This is a genomic window from Galactobacter sp., assembly GCF_022712295.1.
Lineage (GTDB): Bacteria > Actinomycetota > Actinomycetes > Actinomycetales > Micrococcaceae > Galactobacter.
This window is the reverse complement of the sequence record NZ_JALAGT010000106.1, coordinates 1-18,238: the sequence shown is the minus strand read 5'-3', so window position 1 is coordinate 18,238 and position 18,238 is coordinate 1. Positions and strand designations below refer to the sequence as shown.

16 protein-coding genes are annotated in these 18,238 nt (G+C 65.4%); 5 read left to right on the top strand and 11 right to left on the bottom strand.

The window, feature by feature from the left end; all coding sequences use genetic code 11:
* Positions 1-123: 123 nt before the first annotated feature.
* The 4 genes from Q0A15_RS08100 to Q0A15_RS08085 all read right to left on the bottom strand — a co-directional run bounded on the left by Q0A15_RS08100 (position 124) and on the right by Q0A15_RS08085 (position 4,386).
* The gene (locus tag Q0A15_RS08100) at positions 124-1,791 is read right to left on the bottom strand and encodes a cytochrome b N-terminal domain-containing protein (RefSeq protein WP_291279020.1); all 1,668 of its coding nucleotides are present in this window, start codon (positions 1,789-1,791) and stop codon (positions 124-126) included.
* 2 nt (positions 1,792-1,793) lie between these two features.
* Complete coding sequence (locus Q0A15_RS08095; RefSeq protein WP_291279019.1) at positions 1,794-2,846, bottom strand: ubiquinol-cytochrome c reductase iron-sulfur subunit; 1,053 nt, start codon at positions 2,844-2,846, stop codon at positions 1,794-1,796.
* 91 nt (positions 2,847-2,937) lie between these two features.
* On the bottom strand, positions 2,938-3,744 hold the full coding sequence (locus tag Q0A15_RS08090; protein ID WP_291279018.1) for a cytochrome c: 807 nt from the start codon (positions 3,742-3,744) through the stop codon (positions 2,938-2,940).
* A 51-nt stretch (positions 3,745-3,795) separates the two neighbouring features.
* Entirely contained in the window at positions 3,796-4,386 is a 591-nt protein-coding gene (locus tag Q0A15_RS08085) for a heme-copper oxidase subunit III (protein ID WP_291279017.1), read from the bottom strand.
* A gap of 274 nt (positions 4,387-4,660) precedes the next feature.
* On the opposite strand from Q0A15_RS08085, the gene trpD reads away from it, so the two are divergent.
* Positions 4,661-5,716, top strand: a complete 1,056-nt coding sequence (gene trpD / locus Q0A15_RS08080; protein ID WP_291279016.1) for an anthranilate phosphoribosyltransferase — start codon at positions 4,661-4,663, stop codon at positions 5,714-5,716.
* Between the two features lie 124 nt (positions 5,717-5,840).
* On the opposite strand, the gene Q0A15_RS08075 is transcribed toward trpD, so the two are convergent.
* From Q0A15_RS08075 to Q0A15_RS08060, 4 genes are all read right to left on the bottom strand, one after another.
* Positions 5,841-6,122, bottom strand: coding sequence for an Lrp/AsnC ligand binding domain-containing protein (locus tag Q0A15_RS08075; RefSeq protein ID WP_291279015.1), 282 nt, complete (start codon positions 6,120-6,122; stop codon positions 5,841-5,843).
* Positions 6,123-6,194: 72 nt separating this feature from the next.
* A complete protein-coding gene (locus tag Q0A15_RS08070) occupies positions 6,195-6,572 on the bottom strand; it encodes a DUF3054 domain-containing protein (protein WP_291279014.1) in 378 nt (125 codons plus the stop codon).
* A 23-nt stretch (positions 6,573-6,595) separates the two neighbouring features.
* Positions 6,596-7,354 carry a FadR/GntR family transcriptional regulator gene (locus tag Q0A15_RS08065; RefSeq protein ID WP_291279013.1) on the bottom strand — a complete coding sequence of 253 codons (759 nt, stop codon included), beginning with the start codon at positions 7,352-7,354 and terminating at the stop codon, positions 6,596-6,598.
* Between the two features lie 21 nt (positions 7,355-7,375).
* Positions 7,376-8,257: a M23 family metallopeptidase gene (locus tag Q0A15_RS08060; RefSeq protein ID WP_291279012.1), complete on the bottom strand. Its 882-nt coding sequence runs from the start codon at positions 8,255-8,257 to the stop codon at positions 7,376-7,378.
* A 351-nt stretch (positions 8,258-8,608) separates the two neighbouring features.
* Between Q0A15_RS08060 and Q0A15_RS08055 the strand changes: the two genes are divergently transcribed.
* From Q0A15_RS08055 to Q0A15_RS08040, 4 genes are all read left to right on the top strand, one after another.
* Positions 8,609-10,210, top strand: coding sequence for a DUF3375 family protein (locus Q0A15_RS08055; RefSeq protein WP_291279011.1), 1,602 nt, complete (start codon positions 8,609-8,611; stop codon positions 10,208-10,210).
* Entirely contained in the window at positions 10,207-10,986 is a 780-nt protein-coding gene (locus tag Q0A15_RS08050; protein ID WP_291279010.1) for a DUF4194 domain-containing protein, read from the top strand. Before Q0A15_RS08055 ends, Q0A15_RS08050 begins: the two co-directional genes overlap by 4 nt.
* Entirely contained in the window at positions 10,983-14,435 is a 3,453-nt protein-coding gene (locus Q0A15_RS08045; protein WP_291279009.1) for an ATP-binding protein, read from the top strand. The genes Q0A15_RS08050 and Q0A15_RS08045 overlap by 4 nt, the downstream gene beginning before the upstream one ends.
* A 151-nt stretch (positions 14,436-14,586) precedes the next feature.
* Complete coding sequence (locus Q0A15_RS08040; protein WP_291279008.1) at positions 14,587-15,132, top strand: tyrosine-protein phosphatase; 546 nt, start codon at positions 14,587-14,589, stop codon at positions 15,130-15,132.
* 16 nt (positions 15,133-15,148) lie between these two features.
* Here the strand turns inward: Q0A15_RS08040 and Q0A15_RS08035 are convergent, their stop codons facing one another.
* The 3 genes from Q0A15_RS08035 to Q0A15_RS08025 are packed head-to-tail and all read right to left on the bottom strand — an operon-like array spanning position 15,149 to position 18,200.
* Positions 15,149-15,559 carry a type II toxin-antitoxin system VapC family toxin gene (locus Q0A15_RS08035; RefSeq protein ID WP_291279007.1) on the bottom strand — a complete coding sequence of 137 codons (411 nt, stop codon included), beginning with the start codon at positions 15,557-15,559 and terminating at the stop codon, positions 15,149-15,151.
* Positions 15,556-15,813 carry a type II toxin-antitoxin system VapB family antitoxin gene (locus Q0A15_RS08030; RefSeq protein WP_291279006.1) on the bottom strand — a complete coding sequence of 86 codons (258 nt, stop codon included), beginning with the start codon at positions 15,811-15,813 and terminating at the stop codon, positions 15,556-15,558. Before Q0A15_RS08030 ends, Q0A15_RS08035 begins: the two co-directional genes overlap by 4 nt.
* 32 nt (positions 15,814-15,845) lie before the next feature.
* Entirely contained in the window at positions 15,846-18,200 is a 2,355-nt protein-coding gene (locus Q0A15_RS08025) for an excinuclease ABC subunit UvrA (protein ID WP_291279005.1), read from the bottom strand.
* Positions 18,201-18,238 lie beyond the last annotated feature (38 nt).

Sequence of the window (18,238 nt, the reverse complement as noted above, 5' to 3'; positions counted from 1 at the left end):
CCCGGCGCCCCCCCACCCGATCGCGCCGCGTCCCCGACCCCCCGCCCGTCGCCCCCCCCACGCGGCCCCCCCCGCCCCGAGACGCACGGGGAGGGCCCCTTCTGTCGAGCTACGAGCGGTGGATCAGTGACCCAGCTCCTTCTTGTCGTCGTCACCCTTGACCTCGTGGTGGTCGTGGTGAGCGGCCTCGAGTTCGGCCGGGGTGACCGGTGCGACGCGGTCCTCCAGGAAGAACTTGGCCCACCAGGCGCGACGGCGTTCCTTGCGGGAGATGTTCCCGTCCTCATCCGGCTGGGCCGGAATGTAGGTCGGGGTCTTGAAGGACACCAGGCGCCAGCGCTTGTACTCGTCGAGCTGCTGGTGCTTCTCCTCATAGCCGCCCTCGGGCGACATGAAGACCTGTCCGGTCTCGCGGCCGTGAAGCACGGTCTCGCGGTCCTTACGCTGCAGGGACAGGCAGATGCGACGGGTGATCCAGAAGGCGATGAACGGGCCGATGATCAGCAGGGTGCGCAGCCAGTACGTCACGTCGTTCAAGGAGACCTTGAAGTGCGTCGCGATGATATCCGAGGAAGCCGCTGCCCACATGGTTCCGTAGAGGACACAGGCGGCGACGCCGGTGGCCGTGCGGAACGGCGCGTTGCGAGGACGGTCCAGGATGTGGTGCTCGCGGTTGTCCTTGGTGAACCAACGCTCGATCCAGGGCCAGCAGACCATGATGATCACCAGGGCGAGCACCACGGTGGCCACGGGGCCGATGACGTTCAGGATGAGGACGTTGTCGCCCCACGGGAACGGGATGACGCGTTCGAACGAGAAGTCACCCAACATACCGGGCATCAAGCGGAGGATGCCGTCCACCCAGCCCACGTACCAGTCCGGCTGGGTACCTGCGGACACGGGGGAGGGATCGTAAGGCCCGTAGTTCCAGATCGGGTTGATCTGGAAGAAGCCTGCGATCAGAGCCAGCGCGCCGAAGACGACGAACAGGAAGCCGCCGGCCTTGAATGCGTACACCGGGCCGACCGGGAAGCCGACCACGTTGTCCTCGCGGCGGCCCGGGCCGGGGTACTGGGTGTGCTTGTGCACCACGACCATGACCAGGTGGATCGCGATCAGCAACAGGATGATGGCCGGGATCAGCAGGATGTGCAGCATGTACAAGCGGGAGATGATCGCGGTACCCGGGAACTCGCCTCCGAAGAGGAAGAACGAGATGTAGGTTCCGATCACCGGGATCGACTTGATCACGCCGTCGATGATGCGCAGGCCGTTACCGGAGAGCAGGTCATCGGGGAGGGAGTAGCCGGTGAAGCCGGCGAAGATGCCGATGAAGATCAGCAGGCAGCCGACGACCCAGTTCAGCTCACGCGGGCGGCGGAATGCGCCGGTGAAGAAGATACGGCACATGTGCACGGCCATGGCTGCCATGAACAGTAGGGCCGCCCAGTGGTGCAGCTGTCGCATGAACAGGCCACCGCGGACATCGAAGGAGATGTCGAGGGAGGACTGGAAAGCAACCGACATCTCGACCCCACGCAGCGGCACGTAGGAGCCGTCGTAGTGGGTTTCCGCCATGGACGGATCGAAGAAGAAGGTCAGGAAGGTGCCCGAGAGCAGCAGGATGATGAAGGAGTACAGCGCCACTTCACCGAACATGAAGGACCAGTGGTCCGGGAAGATCTTGCGTCCGAACTCGCGCACCACGGCGGACATGCCGGTGCGGGTGTTGACGAAGTTGGCCACGCGACCCGTACGGGTGCTCGGCTGGTATTCAGTCGTCTGCGTCATGATCAGCCACGCTCCCAATAGCTCGGTCCGACGGGTTCCTGGAAGTCACTCTGTGCCACGAGGTAGCCCTCGGAGTCCACCTCGATGGGCAGCTGCGGCAGGGCGTGTCCGGCGGGGCCGAAGATCACCTTGCACTCCTGCGTGAGGTCGAAGGTCGACTGGTGGCAGGGGCAGAGCAGGTGGTGGGTCTGCTGCTCGTACAGTGCCACCGGGCAGCCGACGTGCGTGCAGATCTTCGAGTAGGCCACGATGCCGTCCACGTTCCAGGTCTCACGACCGGGGGAGATGGTCAGCTTGTCCTTGGGCAGGCGCATCAGCAGCACCACGGCCTTGGACTTCTCGTTGAGCTTGCCCTCCTTGAGTTCGTTGAGACCCTCAGGGATGACGTGGAAGGCGGAGCCGAGCTGGACGTCGGAGGCCTTGATGGGCAGACCGGAGGGGTCCCGCACCAGGCGGACACCCTTGGCCCACATGGTGTGCCGCAGGCGGTCGACCATGGCGCGTGCCCCGAGCTTGGAGCGGTCCATGTCGCGGAAGTAGAAGATCGCGGGCAGCGGTGCGACCGCGATGGCGCCGATCAGGGTGTTGCGCAGCAGCTTGCGACGCTTCAGCCCGGATTCCTCGACGATGGTGTCCATGATTTCCTGCGCCTCTGCACGGTGGCCCTCGTCGGCGAGGTCATGGCGAGCCTCTTCGGACTCGTGGTCGGGCATCAGGGCCTTGGCCCAGTGGATGATGCCCAGGCCGATGCCGAGCATGGCCAGACCGGTGGCGAGGCCGAGCAGGGCGTTCTGCAGGCGGAGCTTGGTGCCGATCTCGATACCGGTGTGTCCCACGCCGAAGTAGGCGAAGAAGAACAGGATGGTCCCGATGACGGAAATGATGAACAGGACCAGGACCTGGCGCTCTCCACGCTTCTCGGCCTTGGGGTCAAGGTCGGTCAAGCGTGGCGGATGGGGTGGCATGCCGGGGTCTTGGAACGTGTCCACGTCCCCCTGGCGAACCTGATCGACGGCACCCGGGTGCAACGGGTCACCGTGACGTTCGTCGCCCATAGTGTCTCTCTACCTTCTCTCAGATGTGCGTGTGAAGTGTGTGTGACTCGTGGAGGGGATCCGAGTGGTTTCCCCTCCACGAGTGCTGGGATCACGAGTGGCGGGTGGTGATCCAGATGGTGAAGGCGATGATCAGGCCGAGGCCTGCCGTCCAGATGAACAGGCCTTCTGCCACGGGGCCGAGCGAACCGAGGCCCTGGCCGCCGGGGCTGCCCTGGGTCTCGATGTGCTTCAGGTAAGCGATGACCTGCTTCTTCTGCTCCGGGGTGACGTTGGAGTCGTTGAAGACGGGCATGTTCTGCGGGCCGGTGACCATGGCCTCGTAGATATGCTTCTCGCTGACGCCCTTCAGGGTCGGTGCGTACTTACCGCGGGTCAGAGCGCCGCCGGCTGCCGCAGCGTTGTGGCACATGGCGCAGTTGACACGGAAGATCGTGCCGCCTTCTGCGAGCTCCTCGTCGCTGACGCCGTCGGAGGACACAGCCTCGTCGGAGGGGACCTCCGGGCCGGGAGCCAGGGAGGCGACGTAGGCGGCAAGGTCGGCCGTCTGCTGGTCATCGAACTGCTTGGGCTTGATCTGGGCCTGGGGTCCCTGCATCTGCATGGGCATGCGGCCGGTGCCGACCTGGAAGTCGACGGCTGCGCCACCGACGCCCACGAGGGACGGACCGGAGTCGGAGCCTTCAGCGCTCATGCCGTGGCAGGTGGCGCAGTTCGCTGCGAAGAGCTTCTCTCCGGATTCGGCGTCGCCGGTGACGGATTGGTTGCTCTCGGCTGCGTCTGCCTTGTTGACCGTGCCGGCTGCCACGGCGTAGAGACCGCCGGTGACGAGCAGGCCGATCAGCAGGATGGCGAAGACCGCCAGCGGTGATCGCCGACGTCGGGAAAGAGCCTTCACGTGATCTAGTCCTTTGGGTGCGTGGTGTGGGGGTCCGGTAGCGGGCCGGGCCTATTTGATGATGTAGATGATGACGAAGAGGGCGACCCAGACGACGTCGACGAAGTGCCAGTAGTAGGACACGACGACGGCGCTGGTTGCCTCATGTGCACCGTAGTTGCGCGCCATGTACGCGCGGGCGATCACCAGCAGGAAGGCCACGAGGCCGCCGGTGACGTGAAGGCCGTGGAAGCCGGTGGTCAGGAAGAACACCGAACCGAAGGCGGTGGAGGAGAGCGTGATGCCCTCATGAACCAACTCGGTGTACTCGAAGGCCTGAACGGCGATGAAGATGGCGCCCATGATGAAGCTGAGGATGAACCATTCGGCCATACCCCAGTTCTTCAGGTCGAAGATGGAGCCGGTACGGCGCGGCTGAGCCGGCTTACCGTGGGCCTCCACCTTGGCCACGCCGATCTGGCACGTGAAGGAGGACGCCACCAGGATGATGGAGTTCACCAGAGCCATCGGCATGTTGAGGATCTGGGTGTCGTGGGCCCAAACTTCGGGCACGGCGGCACGGAGGGAGAAGTACATGGCGAAGAGAGCCGCGAAGAACATCAGCTCTGAGGCGAGCCAGACGATCGTTCCGACGGCGACCATGTTGGGGCGCCTGAGAGAGGACTGCCCCGCTGGGTTGAGTGATGAAGTCGCAGTGGTCACCCGTTCATTATCCTCATTTCTGCCCGTTTATCCCAACGCAGACGCGCGTGGAGGGCAACTGAACTTGGTCGTGTGCGCCACATGACGCGGAATTTCGCGGTTTCCGGCCCCAGAAATTTCTACGTTCGGTAGTAGAGGGCCGCGTGTCGAATGCGGATCCCCGCCGTCGTCACGATCCGCGACGTGGTGGGGGAGGGCTACTAGTGTTGGATCCGTGAGCCCTATCGACAACGCATCCCAGCAATTCAACTGGCCCGGTCTCCTCACCGCATTGATCAACGGTGAGGACCAATCCATCGCGGCCACGAACTGGGCCATGGCTGAGATCATGGCCGGTAACGCCCAGGACGCCCAGGTGGCAGGCTTCCTCGTGGCCCTGCGCGCCAAGGGCGAGACGGTGGAGGAATTCACCGGCCTGGTGGAGGCCATGGTGGCCGCCGCCCGCCCGCTGAGCGTGGAGGGTCGGACCCTCGACATTGTCGGCACGGGCGGTGATCGTCAGAACACCGTGAACATCTCCACCATGGCCGCACTCGTCGCCGCGGGTGCCGGGGCGCGCGTGGGCAAGCACGGCAACCGGGCCGCGTCCTCAGCGTCCGGCTCGGCAGACGTGATCGGCGCGCTCGGTGTCCGCCTCGACCTGGAACCGGAGGTGCTTCCGAGCATCCTGGAGCAGGTGGGACTCACCTTCTGCTTCGCCAACGTGTTCCACCCCTCCATGCGTTTCGCCGCGCCGGTTCGCTCCCAGCTGCGCATCGCGACGGCCTTCAACTTCATGGGCCCCCTGACCAACCCTGCGGACCCGGCGGCGTCTGCCATCGGCTGTGCCGATGACCGCATGGCACCCATCATGGCCGGCGTCTTGGCTTCCCGCGGCAAGTCAGCTCTCGTCTTCCGCGGTGACGACGGGCTGGACGAGCTGACCACTACGGCGGCCAACCAGGTGTGGGAGGTTCGCGACGGTGAGGTGAGCTATCAGCGCCTTGACGCAGCCGACCTCGGTATCGAGCGCGCCTCGCTGGATGATCTTCGCGGCGGCGACGCCCAACACAACGCGCAGGTGGTGCGTGATGTCCTGGCCGGTGAGCGGTCCGCGGTCCGTGACGCCGTGGTGTTCAACGCGACAGGCGCACTGGTGGCCTATGAGGAGACCGCGGAAGGTCCCCTCGAGCAGCGCATCGCGGCCGCGCTGCAGCGTGCGGAGGAGTCCATCGACTCCGGCGCGGCAGCAGAGGTCCTGAAGCGCTGGGTGGCTCTGACAGGCCACTGACGGTGGCCGGCCGAAGGCCGGCAGGCCAACCCACAATGCACGACGGGTGCGTCGCGAGTCCTCCTCGCGACGCACCCGTCGTGCATGTGTGATTACGGGGTCGGTCGAATTACTCCAGGCCGAACTACTCGAGGCCGAGGCTGAAGGCCGCGTCCAGGTCGTGGCGCGAGAATGAACGGAAGGCAGGGTGGGTGATGGTGCTGAGCACACCGGCCGCCTTGGAGATGCGATTGGGGATGACCTCCGCGAGGTCTTCGTACTGACGGACCCGGACCACGGCGATGAGGTCCCAGTCGGCGCCGGCGATCGAATAGACCTCTGAGACTCCGTCGAGCTCAGAGATCTCCTGAGCGGCCTCCGGAATGGATGCGGCATCGACGTTGATCATGACGAACGCGGTGATCATGGTGTCTCCTTGCGTGTTCGATTGGCTGTGATGACGGAATGAGAGTTGAGGGGCGGGTGAGCCGGCAGGAGGTCAGCCGCGAAGCTTGACGCGGTTGCGGATGATCAGGTGAGCCACGGCTCTGCGACCCAGGAGGAAGAGGCCGAGGACGCCGAAGGTGACGCCGAGGAAACTCCAGGCGAAGCCGCCACCGGTGACGACACGCAGCAGCATGCCGAGCACCACGGTGATGACCCAGTAGAGCAGGCCCCAGGGCCAGATGTCCTGAATGGTGGTGGTGCCCTTGGTCAGGAGCAAGGCGACCACGAGTGCGGCCAGGAAGGGCCAGGCCACGAGCAGCGTTCCTGAGATGGTGACCTCTTCCTGATGGCTGGAGCGGCCTGAGGCGGCAAAGACCACCACGAGAACCGCATCGAGAAGGAACCAGGGGATCCAGGAGAGTCGACGCATGGTGTCAATGATACCGGCGTGACTCACGCGCTCAGGTTGCCGCGCAGCAGTTCCTCCGTCTCGGAGAGGTGATTGCGCATGAGGCTCTCCGCGGTGTCAGGGTCCGCCTGCGCCATGGCCTGAAGGATCTGCCCGTGTTGGTGATCCGAACGGGCGCGGGTCTCCTGCGTGAGTGGGATCCGGTCCAGTAGTTCGTTGATGCGCATGCGCACATCCGCCATCAGGGGAAGGAGGCTCGGGGCGCCAACCAGCTCCACGATCAACAGGTGGAAGCGCGCGTCGAGTCGCCGGAAATCATCCGGGCTCGTGGTGCAGGCAACCCTGGCTTGGCGGAGGCGGGCGTGCTCAGCGGGACTCAGACCACGCGCGGCGACCTCGCGAGCGGAACCGACCTCGATGACCCGACGAAGGGTCAGGGTGTCCTCGATTTCCGCTGGGGGGATGCTCGGGCGCGGCGTGAGTTCGCCATCACCGTCGATCACGGGCGTGGGCGCGGGCAGCGAGGGCGAGATGAAGGTTCCGCCGTAGCGTCCGCGCCTGGCCTGCAGGTAGCCGGCGTCGGACAAGGCGGCCAGGGCTTCCCTGAGAGTATCTCGGCTGACCTTGAGCATCGCGGCCAGATCGCGTTCGGAGGGAAGTTTGGCTCCTGGCGGAATGAGGCCGAGGCGGATGCTTTGCAGAAGCCTTTGGACGGTGTCCTCGAAGGCGTTGGGGGAGCGGGCTGGACGCAGGAGTACGGCTGCATCCAACAGGGGGAAGGCGTTGGCCTCGGGGCTGGTCACGTGGATCAGCCTACCCGTGGATCAGAACCCCATGCGGCTCATGAACTCCCGCGGTTCGATGATGGTCCACGCGTTCAATGGGTCCGAGAGGTCGTTGATGACGCGGGTGGAGAAGTGCAGATGCGGGCCGGTGGCCCTGCCCTCTGCGCCCACCTTGGCGATGACCTGGCCCGCCTTCACCGTGTCACCCTCGTCGACGAGGAGGTCGCTGGAGCGCATGTGGTTGTACGAGGTCAGGAAGTCACCGGCGGAGGTGCGGTGCAGAACCACGATGATGCCACCGGTGTGCGTGTCGAAGTCGTCCATACCGACATGGACCACCACACCGTCGTTCGCGGCGTGGATCGGGGTGCCGAGGGCGGCGCCGAAGTCGATGCCGTTGTGGAACGTGGCGGTTCCACCCGCAGCTGCCAGGCTTGCGCGGTGGCCGTACTCCGAGGTCACGGAGGCGCCCGTGACAGGGCGAACCCAGTCGGAATCGGTGATCGGTAGATCCTGTGCATCCACGGTGGTGGATGCGTGTGCGCCGGAATGGGGCGCGGAGGCGTCGCCCGTGAGCTTGGCCTCGAGGGCAACGGTGTTGCCTCCCTTGGTCTTGAGGTCCGGCTTGGCCGGCTTGGCCAGCACCTTCACGAGGGAAGCCTGAGGTGTCGAGGTCTCGGCAGCCGTGGCCGTGATGACCTGGGAAGAGGCGCGTTCGGCCTTGAGCTCGATGGAGCTCTTGACACTGGCATCGCTCTTGGCCTGTGCGTGACCACCGCCGGCGCTGATTCCGAGCGGGACCACGGCCACAGCGGTGGCGGCGACAGCGATGGCAGAGAAACGGGCCGGACGGTGCGCGGCGATCTGCTCCAAGACTGAGTGCTTGGTCTCCTGCTCCGCGGCAGCGTGCCGACCGGCCATGCTTCAGTGTCCTTCCGTCCAGGGTCCCAGGTCACGGGTGGTGGTTCAGGCTTGTTTCCGTTTGGGCCAGGCGACCACGATGCGCGGTGGACGTCAGTGCGCTTGAGGAACAGCGTGTGGTTCGCGGTCTGCCCGCAAACCTAGATAACGGTAACATAACAAACCCGTGACCGGCGGCATAGTTGTGGATATCAATCCGTGATGAAGATCGCGGTGGCTTTGGCTGGAGTCTTCGGCGGCCCGCTATGCTCGTGGGCTGGTGCGTAGTCCGTGCGGGTCGGTCCCGGACGCGATCTACGCCCCGGCGCCGGTGACGAATGAGGGAAACGAACGAGGAGGATGCGGACCACAGTGAGCAGCATCGTGGACGAGGTGGGCCGCATCCAGGCCTCACGTGGGCCCGCCCTGAAGCTGGTGGACCACAAGTGGTCCGCCTTGGTACTGGGCAGCTTGCGGCTCAGCTTCGGTTCCTCCGGGGCCGCGATTCCCGCGCCGCGACTTCATGCACAAGTGGATGCCTACCTCGGTCAATTGCGGGAAGCCGGCCTCGAAACGCCCCCTCAGGCCGACGGGCGCAGCTTGTGCTTGAGCTGGGTCAGGGAATCCTGGTTGTCGAGACTGCCCGGCGAGGACGGGGGAGAGGTCTACGAACGCACCTCCCACGCACTCACGGCGGAGCGAGTGGTCTCCACCCTGGGGCGTGACCGCAGCCTGCTGAATGAGTCCAGGTTGCGCACCATCGTGGATGCGGTTCACCGCTGGGCCTCCGAGGCTCAACCTGATGCAGCAAGCAGGATCGCGGAACTCGACGACGAGATCCGCAGCCTGCAGGAGGAACGCACCCGCCTGGAGAACGGGGGAGAGCTGCTGCGCGCGGACGACGAACGGATGCGTCACGGCTACACCGACGTGGTGGACCTGCTGGCCCAGATTCCCGGCGACTTCCGACGCGTCGAGGAGTCCCTCGACGCCATCCATCGCCGTATGATCCACGACTTCCGAACCGAGGAACGACCTCAGGGCGAGGTCCTCGGCTCATACTTGCAGGCGGCCAGAGAACTGATGACGGCAACTCCCGCAGGGCGCGCGTTCCAGGGAGCGCTCTCGATCCTGGGCGACGAGGAACGGCTCGGCGCGTTCCGCGAGGACCTTCGGGCCATCATGGACCATCCCTTCGCTGCAGATCTCGACGCGCGGTCGCGGCGGGACTTCCTCGACGTCGCTTCCGTCCTCCGGCGCGGCCTCTATGACGTGCAGGCCCGCCAACACCAGGCCTCGCGTTCCTTGGCCGACTACCTCACCCACGCCGAGGCCGACCAGGAACGTGAACTGAGCACCGCGATTCATCGTGTGCAGTCGGAACTGTCGGTCTGGGCGCAGGCCGCCAGGAGTCAGGATCGAGTACCTCTTGACGGTGCGCCGTCCCGGGCCGAGATCTCTCACCTGCGTTCGCGGACCGACTCGCTCTCACCCGGACCCGGGGCCGCGCCGCTGCAGGATGTCACCGCCTCCGCACCACTGGCCCCGGATCTCGAAGCGGTGATGCGCAGCGGTGGTCCCTTGGTGCGACAGGTCAGTGACGCCCTGGCGGCCCTGGTGGGGGAGCACGTGGTTGCGCTTCCCTCGGTGTTCAACGAGTTGCCTCGGGAGCTGCGCCGGCCCGTTGAGCTCTTCGGCTTGATGCAGCTGGCCACGGAGAAGGGGCTGTTGGCCGAGGACCGGACGGGATCGGACTTCGACGCGGTGGTGACGGTACGTCCCGACGGGTCCACGCGGACCCTACGGATCCCGAACGTGAGGATCGGCTCGGCTGACCTGAGCGCCGAACCGGAATCTGACACCGGGCCTTTGGACGCTGAGTTTTCGGATCCTGCGCCTTCGGACCCCGGTGGGCAGGACCATGAGGCCCGGGAATCCGCGGTGCACCGAGAAGCAGAAGGACTGAAGAAATGAGGCAGGACACGGTGGACGCGGTTGATGCGATGTCGGAGGAATCGACGAGTGGCCCGGCCTGGAACGGCCCAGGGGACCCCGACAGCCTCGCCCTGTTCGATGGTGACGCCGGAACCCTGGATTTCCCGGTGCGTCGGACCCTCGTTGCGCTGTTGCGGCGGCAGGTCCTCACACGCGAACGGCAGGCTCGGGACTGGGACGTGTTGATCGCCAACGAAGCCGTCATCACCTCCCGTCTCCACGACCTCTTCCTCGATCTGGTGATCGATCGCGACAGGGGAGTGGCGTACAAGACCCAGGTGCACGCCGAAGCCGCAGGCGACACTCCAGTGCTGTTGCGGGACACGCAGTACAGCAAGGAGGAGACCATTCTGCTGGTCTTCCTGCGGGCGCGGCGCCTCAGCGAACGCTCCTCGGGCGGCGACCGGGTGTTCGTGGACGTGGCGGAGTGCCTGGACGCCGTGGAAAGTTATCGCGCTCAGGGCAGCACCGACGTGGTGGGCGAACAACAGAGGGCACGCAAGGCCGTGGCCTCGATGCGAGCCGCCGGGATCCTGGCAGCCACCGAGGACGAAGAGAGGCTGGAGATCACCGCTGTGGTGGAGGTGGTGCTGACCTTGGCACGGCTGCAGGAGCTGGCGGCGACCCTGACCCATCTGAACCGGCCAGAGGCAGCGGCCTCGCTCTCCGACGCGCAGCCGGACAGCGAGGGCCGGCCGGACACAGCGGATGCGAACGACGAGACGGATACGAACGACGAAGAGGCGCAGCAATGACCGAGGTACCGCTTTTCCCGGGTTTCAGTGAGACCACCTCCCAGTGGAGGGCGCAGCGCATGCAGCTCGTGAACTGGGGAGGATTCCATGGTCATCACGGTTTCGATCTGGCGCCGGGCTCCACTTTGATCTCCGGTGCCTCCGGCACGGGGAAGTCCACCTTGCTTGATGCTTATCTGGCGTTGATGATGCCATCCACCGTTGCGTTCAACGGTGCTTCGAACGACGCGACGCAGGGTCGTGCCCGAGGCGCGGACCAGCGCAACGTACTCAGCTATCTCCGGGGACTACGCGACACGGCGCACGACGGCGAGAAGCTCACCGAGCAGGTCATGCGCGGGGCGGATGCTCCGACGTGGGGCGCCATCGCGATGACCTTCACCGACGAGATGCACCGGGTGCTGACCGTCGCCAGGGTGTACCTGGCGCCGGCGAGCGCACGGCGGAGCACCGAAGTGGTGATGCGGATGTTCACCGTTCCAGCTCCACTGGACCTTCGCTCGTTGGAGGCCTTCGCGGACAAGCGCTTCGACCCTCGATCTCTGCGTGCGGGCTTCGAGGGGTTGACGACGTACGACACCGCGTCCCGTTTCCTGGACGCAGTCACCACCCGGCTGGGCATCGGCGCGGGCGATGGAGGGGAGAAGGCCCTGCGCCTGCTGGCCAGGATTCAGGCGGGGCAGCAGGTGCGCACAGTGGACAGCCTGTACAAGCAGATGGTGCTGGAGGAACCTTCTACGTTCCGGGTGGCTGGCGCCGCCGTGGAACAGTTCGCCTCCTTGGATACCGCTTATACCCAGCTGGAGGAGGACGCAGCGAAGGCTCACGCCTTGGCCCGGATGGAGGAACTGCACGGGCAGTATCGTTCCTCTCGTGAGCGTGCGGAAAGGCTGGATCGTTTCGGGTTGGGCCGCAAGGACGGCGCCACCGGTTTCGATCTTTGGGGGGCTCGGGTCGAAGCGGACCTGCTCTCCAAGGCGGAGGAGGACAACCGCGGGTCCGCGGAGCGGGTCCGGCACAGCGTGCTCCAGGCCGAGGAAGACGTGGCTCGTCTGCAGGGCGAAAGCTCAGAGTTGGCTCGTCGCCGACGCGACGAGGACGGGGGAGAGGGCGAGGTCCTGGCTGCGCGCGCAACGCAGGCCGGGCTGTACCTGGAGCGTGTCCGCTCGGCGCGGTCGGATTTCGATGCGCAGCTGGAGGCAGCGGGCGAGGTCTGCACGCGTGCCGAGGAGCATGCGCAACTGGTGGAGCGTGCACGGGACTTCCTGGATCAGCGCGACCTCGCCGAGGCACGGCTGCGCGCCGAACGAGACGATCACGTGGCAGCCGCCCCCGGCCTGAAGCAGCGTCGCTCCGAACTCATGAGGGAACACGACTCCCTGCGTCGGCGTGAGGGCTCGGTGCCCATGGTCCAGGATGCGGCCAGGCGCATGATCGCGGAGGCGGCAGGGCTTGATCCGCATGAGCTCCCGTTTGCCGCCGAGCTCATGGACGTTGCGCCGGAGTATGCGTCATGGCGTCCGGCTGCGGAGGCGACCCTGCGCGGGGTGGGGCTGACCATGCTCATGGATGCCCGCAGGCAGGCGCAATTGCGGGTGGTGCTGGATGATCTGTCCCTACCGACCCGCATCCAGTTCGAAGGGGTGGACCTCACGACGACGGCGGATCAGGAGCCGTTGGACAGCTCGATGATCTCGGGGCGCCTGATCTTCAAGGATTCCCCGTTCTCCGATTGGGTGCGGCGCCGGGTTCAGCGTCCCGGAACGGACCACCTGTGCGTGGACTCTGCCAGCGAGTTGGGGGGCGAGCAGCCCAAGGTCACGGCCGCAGGCCAGACGTCGAGCGGCCGTCGGGGATCCCACGGTCGTTCCGCCGGCGCCGGTGATGTCCTGGGTTTCTCCAACACCACGCGACAGGCCGCCATCGAGGACGAGGTCCGTTCGATCAGTGAGGACTTGGTGGAGCATGACGATGCTCGCGCCGCTGTGGATCAGGATCTGGTCAAGCTGCGGACCAAGGCCGACGCCTATGCGATGCTGCTGTCCACCTCGTGGGAGGCGGTGGACGTGGACACCGCGGTGGCGCATGAGCTGACCGCCCGGCAGGCGGCCGACGCGGCAGCCGGCGAGTCCGACGTCGTCGCCGCGTTGGTTGCACGCCAGGCGAGCGTCGCTGCAGACCTGGATGCCGCGCTACGGGTGCGTGCTGCCGCGCACGTGGAGCAGGACAAGTTCGAAGCCGAGTGGGCGGACCTGGTGGAGCGCCAGGACGCCGTGTCAGATCGGCTTGCAGAGCTCGAGGCACAGGAATCGGCGATTCTGGATGAGGACGATGCCGCCTATCTGGATGCCATGTTGGTCTCCGAGGTCGGAGAAGCAGAATTGGGTCGCTGGCAGCGCACGCTGCGAACGCTGCGTTCCAGGTTGGTGGAGGACTCGGACCGAGAACGCCGGGCTGCGGCTCAGGCCGCGGGTGCTCTGGAAGCCGTCTTCTCGGGCTTCGACGAGCGGTGGCCCGACTCGGATCGGGGGACCGGTGTGGCCTCGTATCCCGAGTATCGAGCATTGCTCGATGCCATCGAGGCCAACGGTCTGCACCGTAGGCGGGAGGAGTTCAGGGAACAGTTCCAGAGTTGGTCCGGTAATGACCTGAAGCTGCTTGCCGACGCCTTTGACGCCTCGATGGCCGATATCGAGGAACGCCTCGAACCGGTCAACGAGATCCTTGCCGGCCTCCCGTTCGGCCCGCGCGCGGATCGTCTGCGCATCGTGGTGCGCAGGCTGCATCCGCAGTCCTTGGTGGCGTTCCGGAGCGAGTTGAAGGAACTGGCCACGGGGGAGATCCCTGAGGCGGGGGAGGAGGCCGAGGAACTCTTCCGCAGGTTGCGAGAGTTCATGGCTCTGCTCTCGGCCACCGACGGAGAGGCGCGCCTCCGTCGCGATGAGATGTTGGACGTGCGTCGTCACCTGGAGATCACTGCGGCGCGCGTGGACCAGAGTGGTCGCGAGCTGGCTGTGTATTCATCGTTGGGAGGCAAATCAGGCGGTGAATCGCAGGAGCTCGTTGCCTTCATCGTCGGCTCTGCGCTGCGTTACCAATTGGGCGACGACACCAGGACGCGTCCGCGGTTCGCTCCGGTCTTCCTTGACGAAGGCTTCGTGAAGTCTGATGCACAGTTCGCCGGGCGGGCCATGGCGGCATGGCGTGGACTCGGGTTCCAGCTCATCGTCGGGGCGCCATTGGACAAGGTGACCGCGTTGGAGCCGCACATGGATCTCAGCTTGTCGGTGACGAAGGATCAGATCAGCGGGTACTCGTTCATCACGCCGTTCCTCGATGCGGATGCGCCGCAGGGTGCAGCGGACTCATCGCTCACTGTGGAAGCGGGGACCGTGGACATCGAAGCCGCCGGCAACGCAGAGGCGGAGGAGGCCTCTGTCGGGGCCTAGTTCGCCGTTACTTTACATAATGTAGATTATCGGCGCTTTGGTGAGCTGTCGCGAGAGAGGCCGGATGGCCTGGCAACGTGGCTATGTCGAAGTCTTCCCGCCCGTCCATGTGCCGGGGATCCGCACAGCGGTCTCGCCGGACCAGGAATTCATGAGACGTGCACCGGATCGGTGCGAATCCCACGAAAGCCTGGTCCCGCGCGGTCGGCAGCGCGTGCACGTCGACCTGGACGGTGACGATCGCGAATTCTGGTCCGCGTTCGAGGCGGATGGCAGATGGTGCACGCCCCTCTATTACGCCGATCATCTGCGGCAACTTCCGTATCGACTGGCCGCCACGTTGGAGGCCATCGCATCGGCTCCGGCGGGCGGACTTCTTTTCCACTGCGGGGGCGGTTGGGACCGGACCGGGCTCGTGGCTGCCGTTCTGTCGAAGGCCGTGGGTGTCACCTCAGACGCTGCAGTGGCCGACTATATGGCCTCGTTCACTAACCATCCGCGCGCGGCAGCCCTGCATGGTGTCGATCCCCGAGAAGCTGAGGCTCGTACCCGCGTTCTGGCTGACTTCGGGCTGACCCCGGAAGCCGCCTTCCACGGTTTCTATACGCAGCTGGACCTGGGCGTATGGTTCGAGCGCTCCAACCTGGACCAGGACGTTCTTGAGGCCGTTCGCACCTGGCGTGGCCAGATCTCCTGAGACGCGAAGCTGGGGCCTAACGTTGCAATGCGCCCACGATGTCGGTCTGAGAGAAGTCATTCCCTTTGAATAGCAGCGGTGCACCCAGATTCTTGGCCAGGGCGTATGAGAAGCAGTCGCCGAGGTTCAGTCGTGCGGGATGACGTCCCTTCCCGTACTGTCTCCATCCGGCAATCGCGGCCAACGAGGTGGCATCGTCTATGGGGACGCACTCGGCGTGGAGTTCGGCCATCAGTCGAGCGAGTCTGGCGACGCCCGCGCTGCCATGTCTGGACTCGACGACAATGCGCAGTTCCACTCTCGTCACCTGACTGAGCACGAGCCGACCGGCGTATCGGTCAAGGGCGTCCAGATAGACATCGGCGTCTTCCTCTGCGAAGAGGACGGCGATGAGTGCTGAGGTGTCGACCACAATCGGTGTGTTCACGTGGGAAGTCCGACTTCGTCATAACCAAGGATCTCGTCCGGGGTCCGCTCGTCGAGAACGGGACTCTGCCTGGCTTCGTCGATGATCGTCTGGATGCGGGCCCTGCGTCCTGCGTCTCCGACCGCACGGGATTGCACGCGTTGAAGCCGTTCGGAGAAGGCGATGCGTGCGGCCTCCGTGATCGTCTCCCCCGTGGCTGCAGCAAGTTCGCGAACTAGCCGATCGGCCTCGGGGTCCTTGATGCTCAGTGCCATTTTTCTATATTAGGTTGGATGTGTATAGAAAGCTATCCCGCTGTATAGGCCGCCAGGTGACGCCCCGTCAGCGTGGAGCCGGCGGCGACGAGGTCGGTCGGAGTCCCCTCGAAGACCACGCGCCCACCGTCGTGTCCGGCGCCGGGGCCCAGGTCGATGATCCAGTCCGCGTGGGCCATGACGGCCTGATGATGTTCCACGACGATGACCGTCTTGCCTGAGTCCACGAGTCGGTCGAGCATGCCGAGCAGATGCTCCACATCCTGCAGGTGCAGGCCGGTGGTCGGCTCGTCCAGGATGTAGACGTCCGCCTCTTCTCCCATGCGGATGGCGAGCTTGAGGCGTTGCCGCTCTCCTCCCGAGAGCGTGGACAGCGGCTGACCCAGCTTGACATAACCCAGGCCGACGTCGTTGAGGCGGCCCAGGATCTTCGCCACGGCCGCAACCTTGGACTCACCCGCGGAGAAGAATTCGAGGGCCTGGGCCACGGGCAGGTCGAGCACCTCGGTGATGTCCAGCCCTCCCAGATGGTATTCGAGGACTCCGGCCTGGAAGCGCTTGCCCCCGCAGTCCTCGCACGGTGTCTCCACGGTCTCCATGAACCCGAGTTCCGTGACGATCACGCCCGCGCCCTTGCACGTTGGGCAGGCGCCCTCTGAATTGGCGCTGAACAACGCGGGTTTAACGCCATTGGCCTTGGCGAAGGCCTTGCGGATCGGATCCAACATCCCGGTGTAGGTGGCCGGATTGCTGCGCCGTGAGCCCTTGATGGGGCTCTGGTCCACCGTCACGACCCCCAGGCGGGACGACAGCGACGAGGACACCAGCGAGCTCTTCCCGGAGCCTGCCACGCCGGTCAGCACCGTGAGCACGCCCAGGGGGACGTCCACGGACACGTGGTCCAGATTGTTCTCGCACGCATCGCGCACCTCGATGGCCCCGGCCCCGGCGCGCACCTGTGGTTTCAACCCCGTGCGGTCCCCCAGATGCCGTCCAGTGGGCGTGTCAGCTTCCCGCAGCTGGTCGGGGGTGCCCTCGAAGATCACCTCTCCCCCGTGCTGCCCGGCGCCCGGACCCAGATCCACCACGTGGTCGGCCATCAAGATGGTCTCGGGCTTGTGCTCCACCACCAGGACGGTGTTGCCCTTGTCCCGTAACTGGAGCAGGAGTTTGTTCATGCGTTCGATGTCGTGAGGGTGCAGGCCGATGGTGGGTTCGTCGAAGATGTAGGTGACGTCCGTGAGCGGGGAACCCAGATGCTTCAGCAGCTTGATCCGTTGTGCCTCGCCTCCGCTGAGGGTGCCGGAGGGGCGTTCAAGGCTCAGGTACCCGAGGCCCAACTCGGCGAACGAATCCAGCAGGGAGCCCAGCGCGTCCACCAAGGGACCGGCTCCGCTCAGGTCCAGCGTGTGCACCCACACTGCCAGGTCGCTGACCTGCATCCTGGCGGCATCGGCAATGGAGAGCCCGTTGACCTTGACCCCGCGTGCCCCTTCGGTCAGTCGGGTCCCGTCGCAGTCCGGGCAGGGTTTGAACGTGGCGGCGGCCTCCACGAAGCGGCGCACATGTGGCTGCAGCGCGTCCAGATCCTTGGAGAGCATGGATTTGGTGATCTTGGGGATCAGGCCCTCGTAGCTCATGTTGATCCCGGCCACCTTGACCTTGGTGGTCTCCTTGTAGAGGAAGTCATGGCGCTCTGTGTCGGTGTAGTCGCGGATGGGCTTGTCCGGATCAAGGAGTCCGGACGCGGCGAAGCCCTTGACCATCCAGCCGTCCACCTTGTACCCGGGTACCAGGATGGCCCCTTGGTTCAGCGACAGCGTCTGGTCGACCACGGCGTTCAGGTCCACGTCGGAGACCTGGCCTCGTCCCTCACACCTGGGGCACATTCCACCGAGGTAGATCTCGTTGCGCACCACTTCCTTGTCGCCCTTGGCCGAGGTCATGATGCCGGAGGCCTTCTGGGTGGGGATGTTGAACGAGAAGGCCGTTGGGCCGCCCAGGTACGGCTCTCCGAAGCGACTGAACAGGGTACGCAGCATGGCGTGGGCGTCGGTGACGGTGCCTACCGTGGAGCGTGGATTCGCGCCGAGCCGCTCCTGGTCCACCACGATGGCGGTGGTCAACCCGGACAGGCTGTCCACCTCGGGACGAGGGATCGAGGGCATGAATCCCTGCAGGAACGCGGGGTACGTCTCGTCGATGAGCCGCCTGGACTCCGCGGCGATGGTGTCGAAGACGAGGGAGGACTTCCCCGAGCCGGAGACCCCCGTGAACACGCTCAACCGCCGCTTCGGTATCTCGAGTGAGACGTTCTTGAGGTTGTTCTCGCGGGCGCCTAGGACACTGATGGCGTTGTGGGCGTCTGAACGTGGAGTCGTGGTCATGCACATATCCAACCAGGTTCTAGGGTTGAGGCATGGGT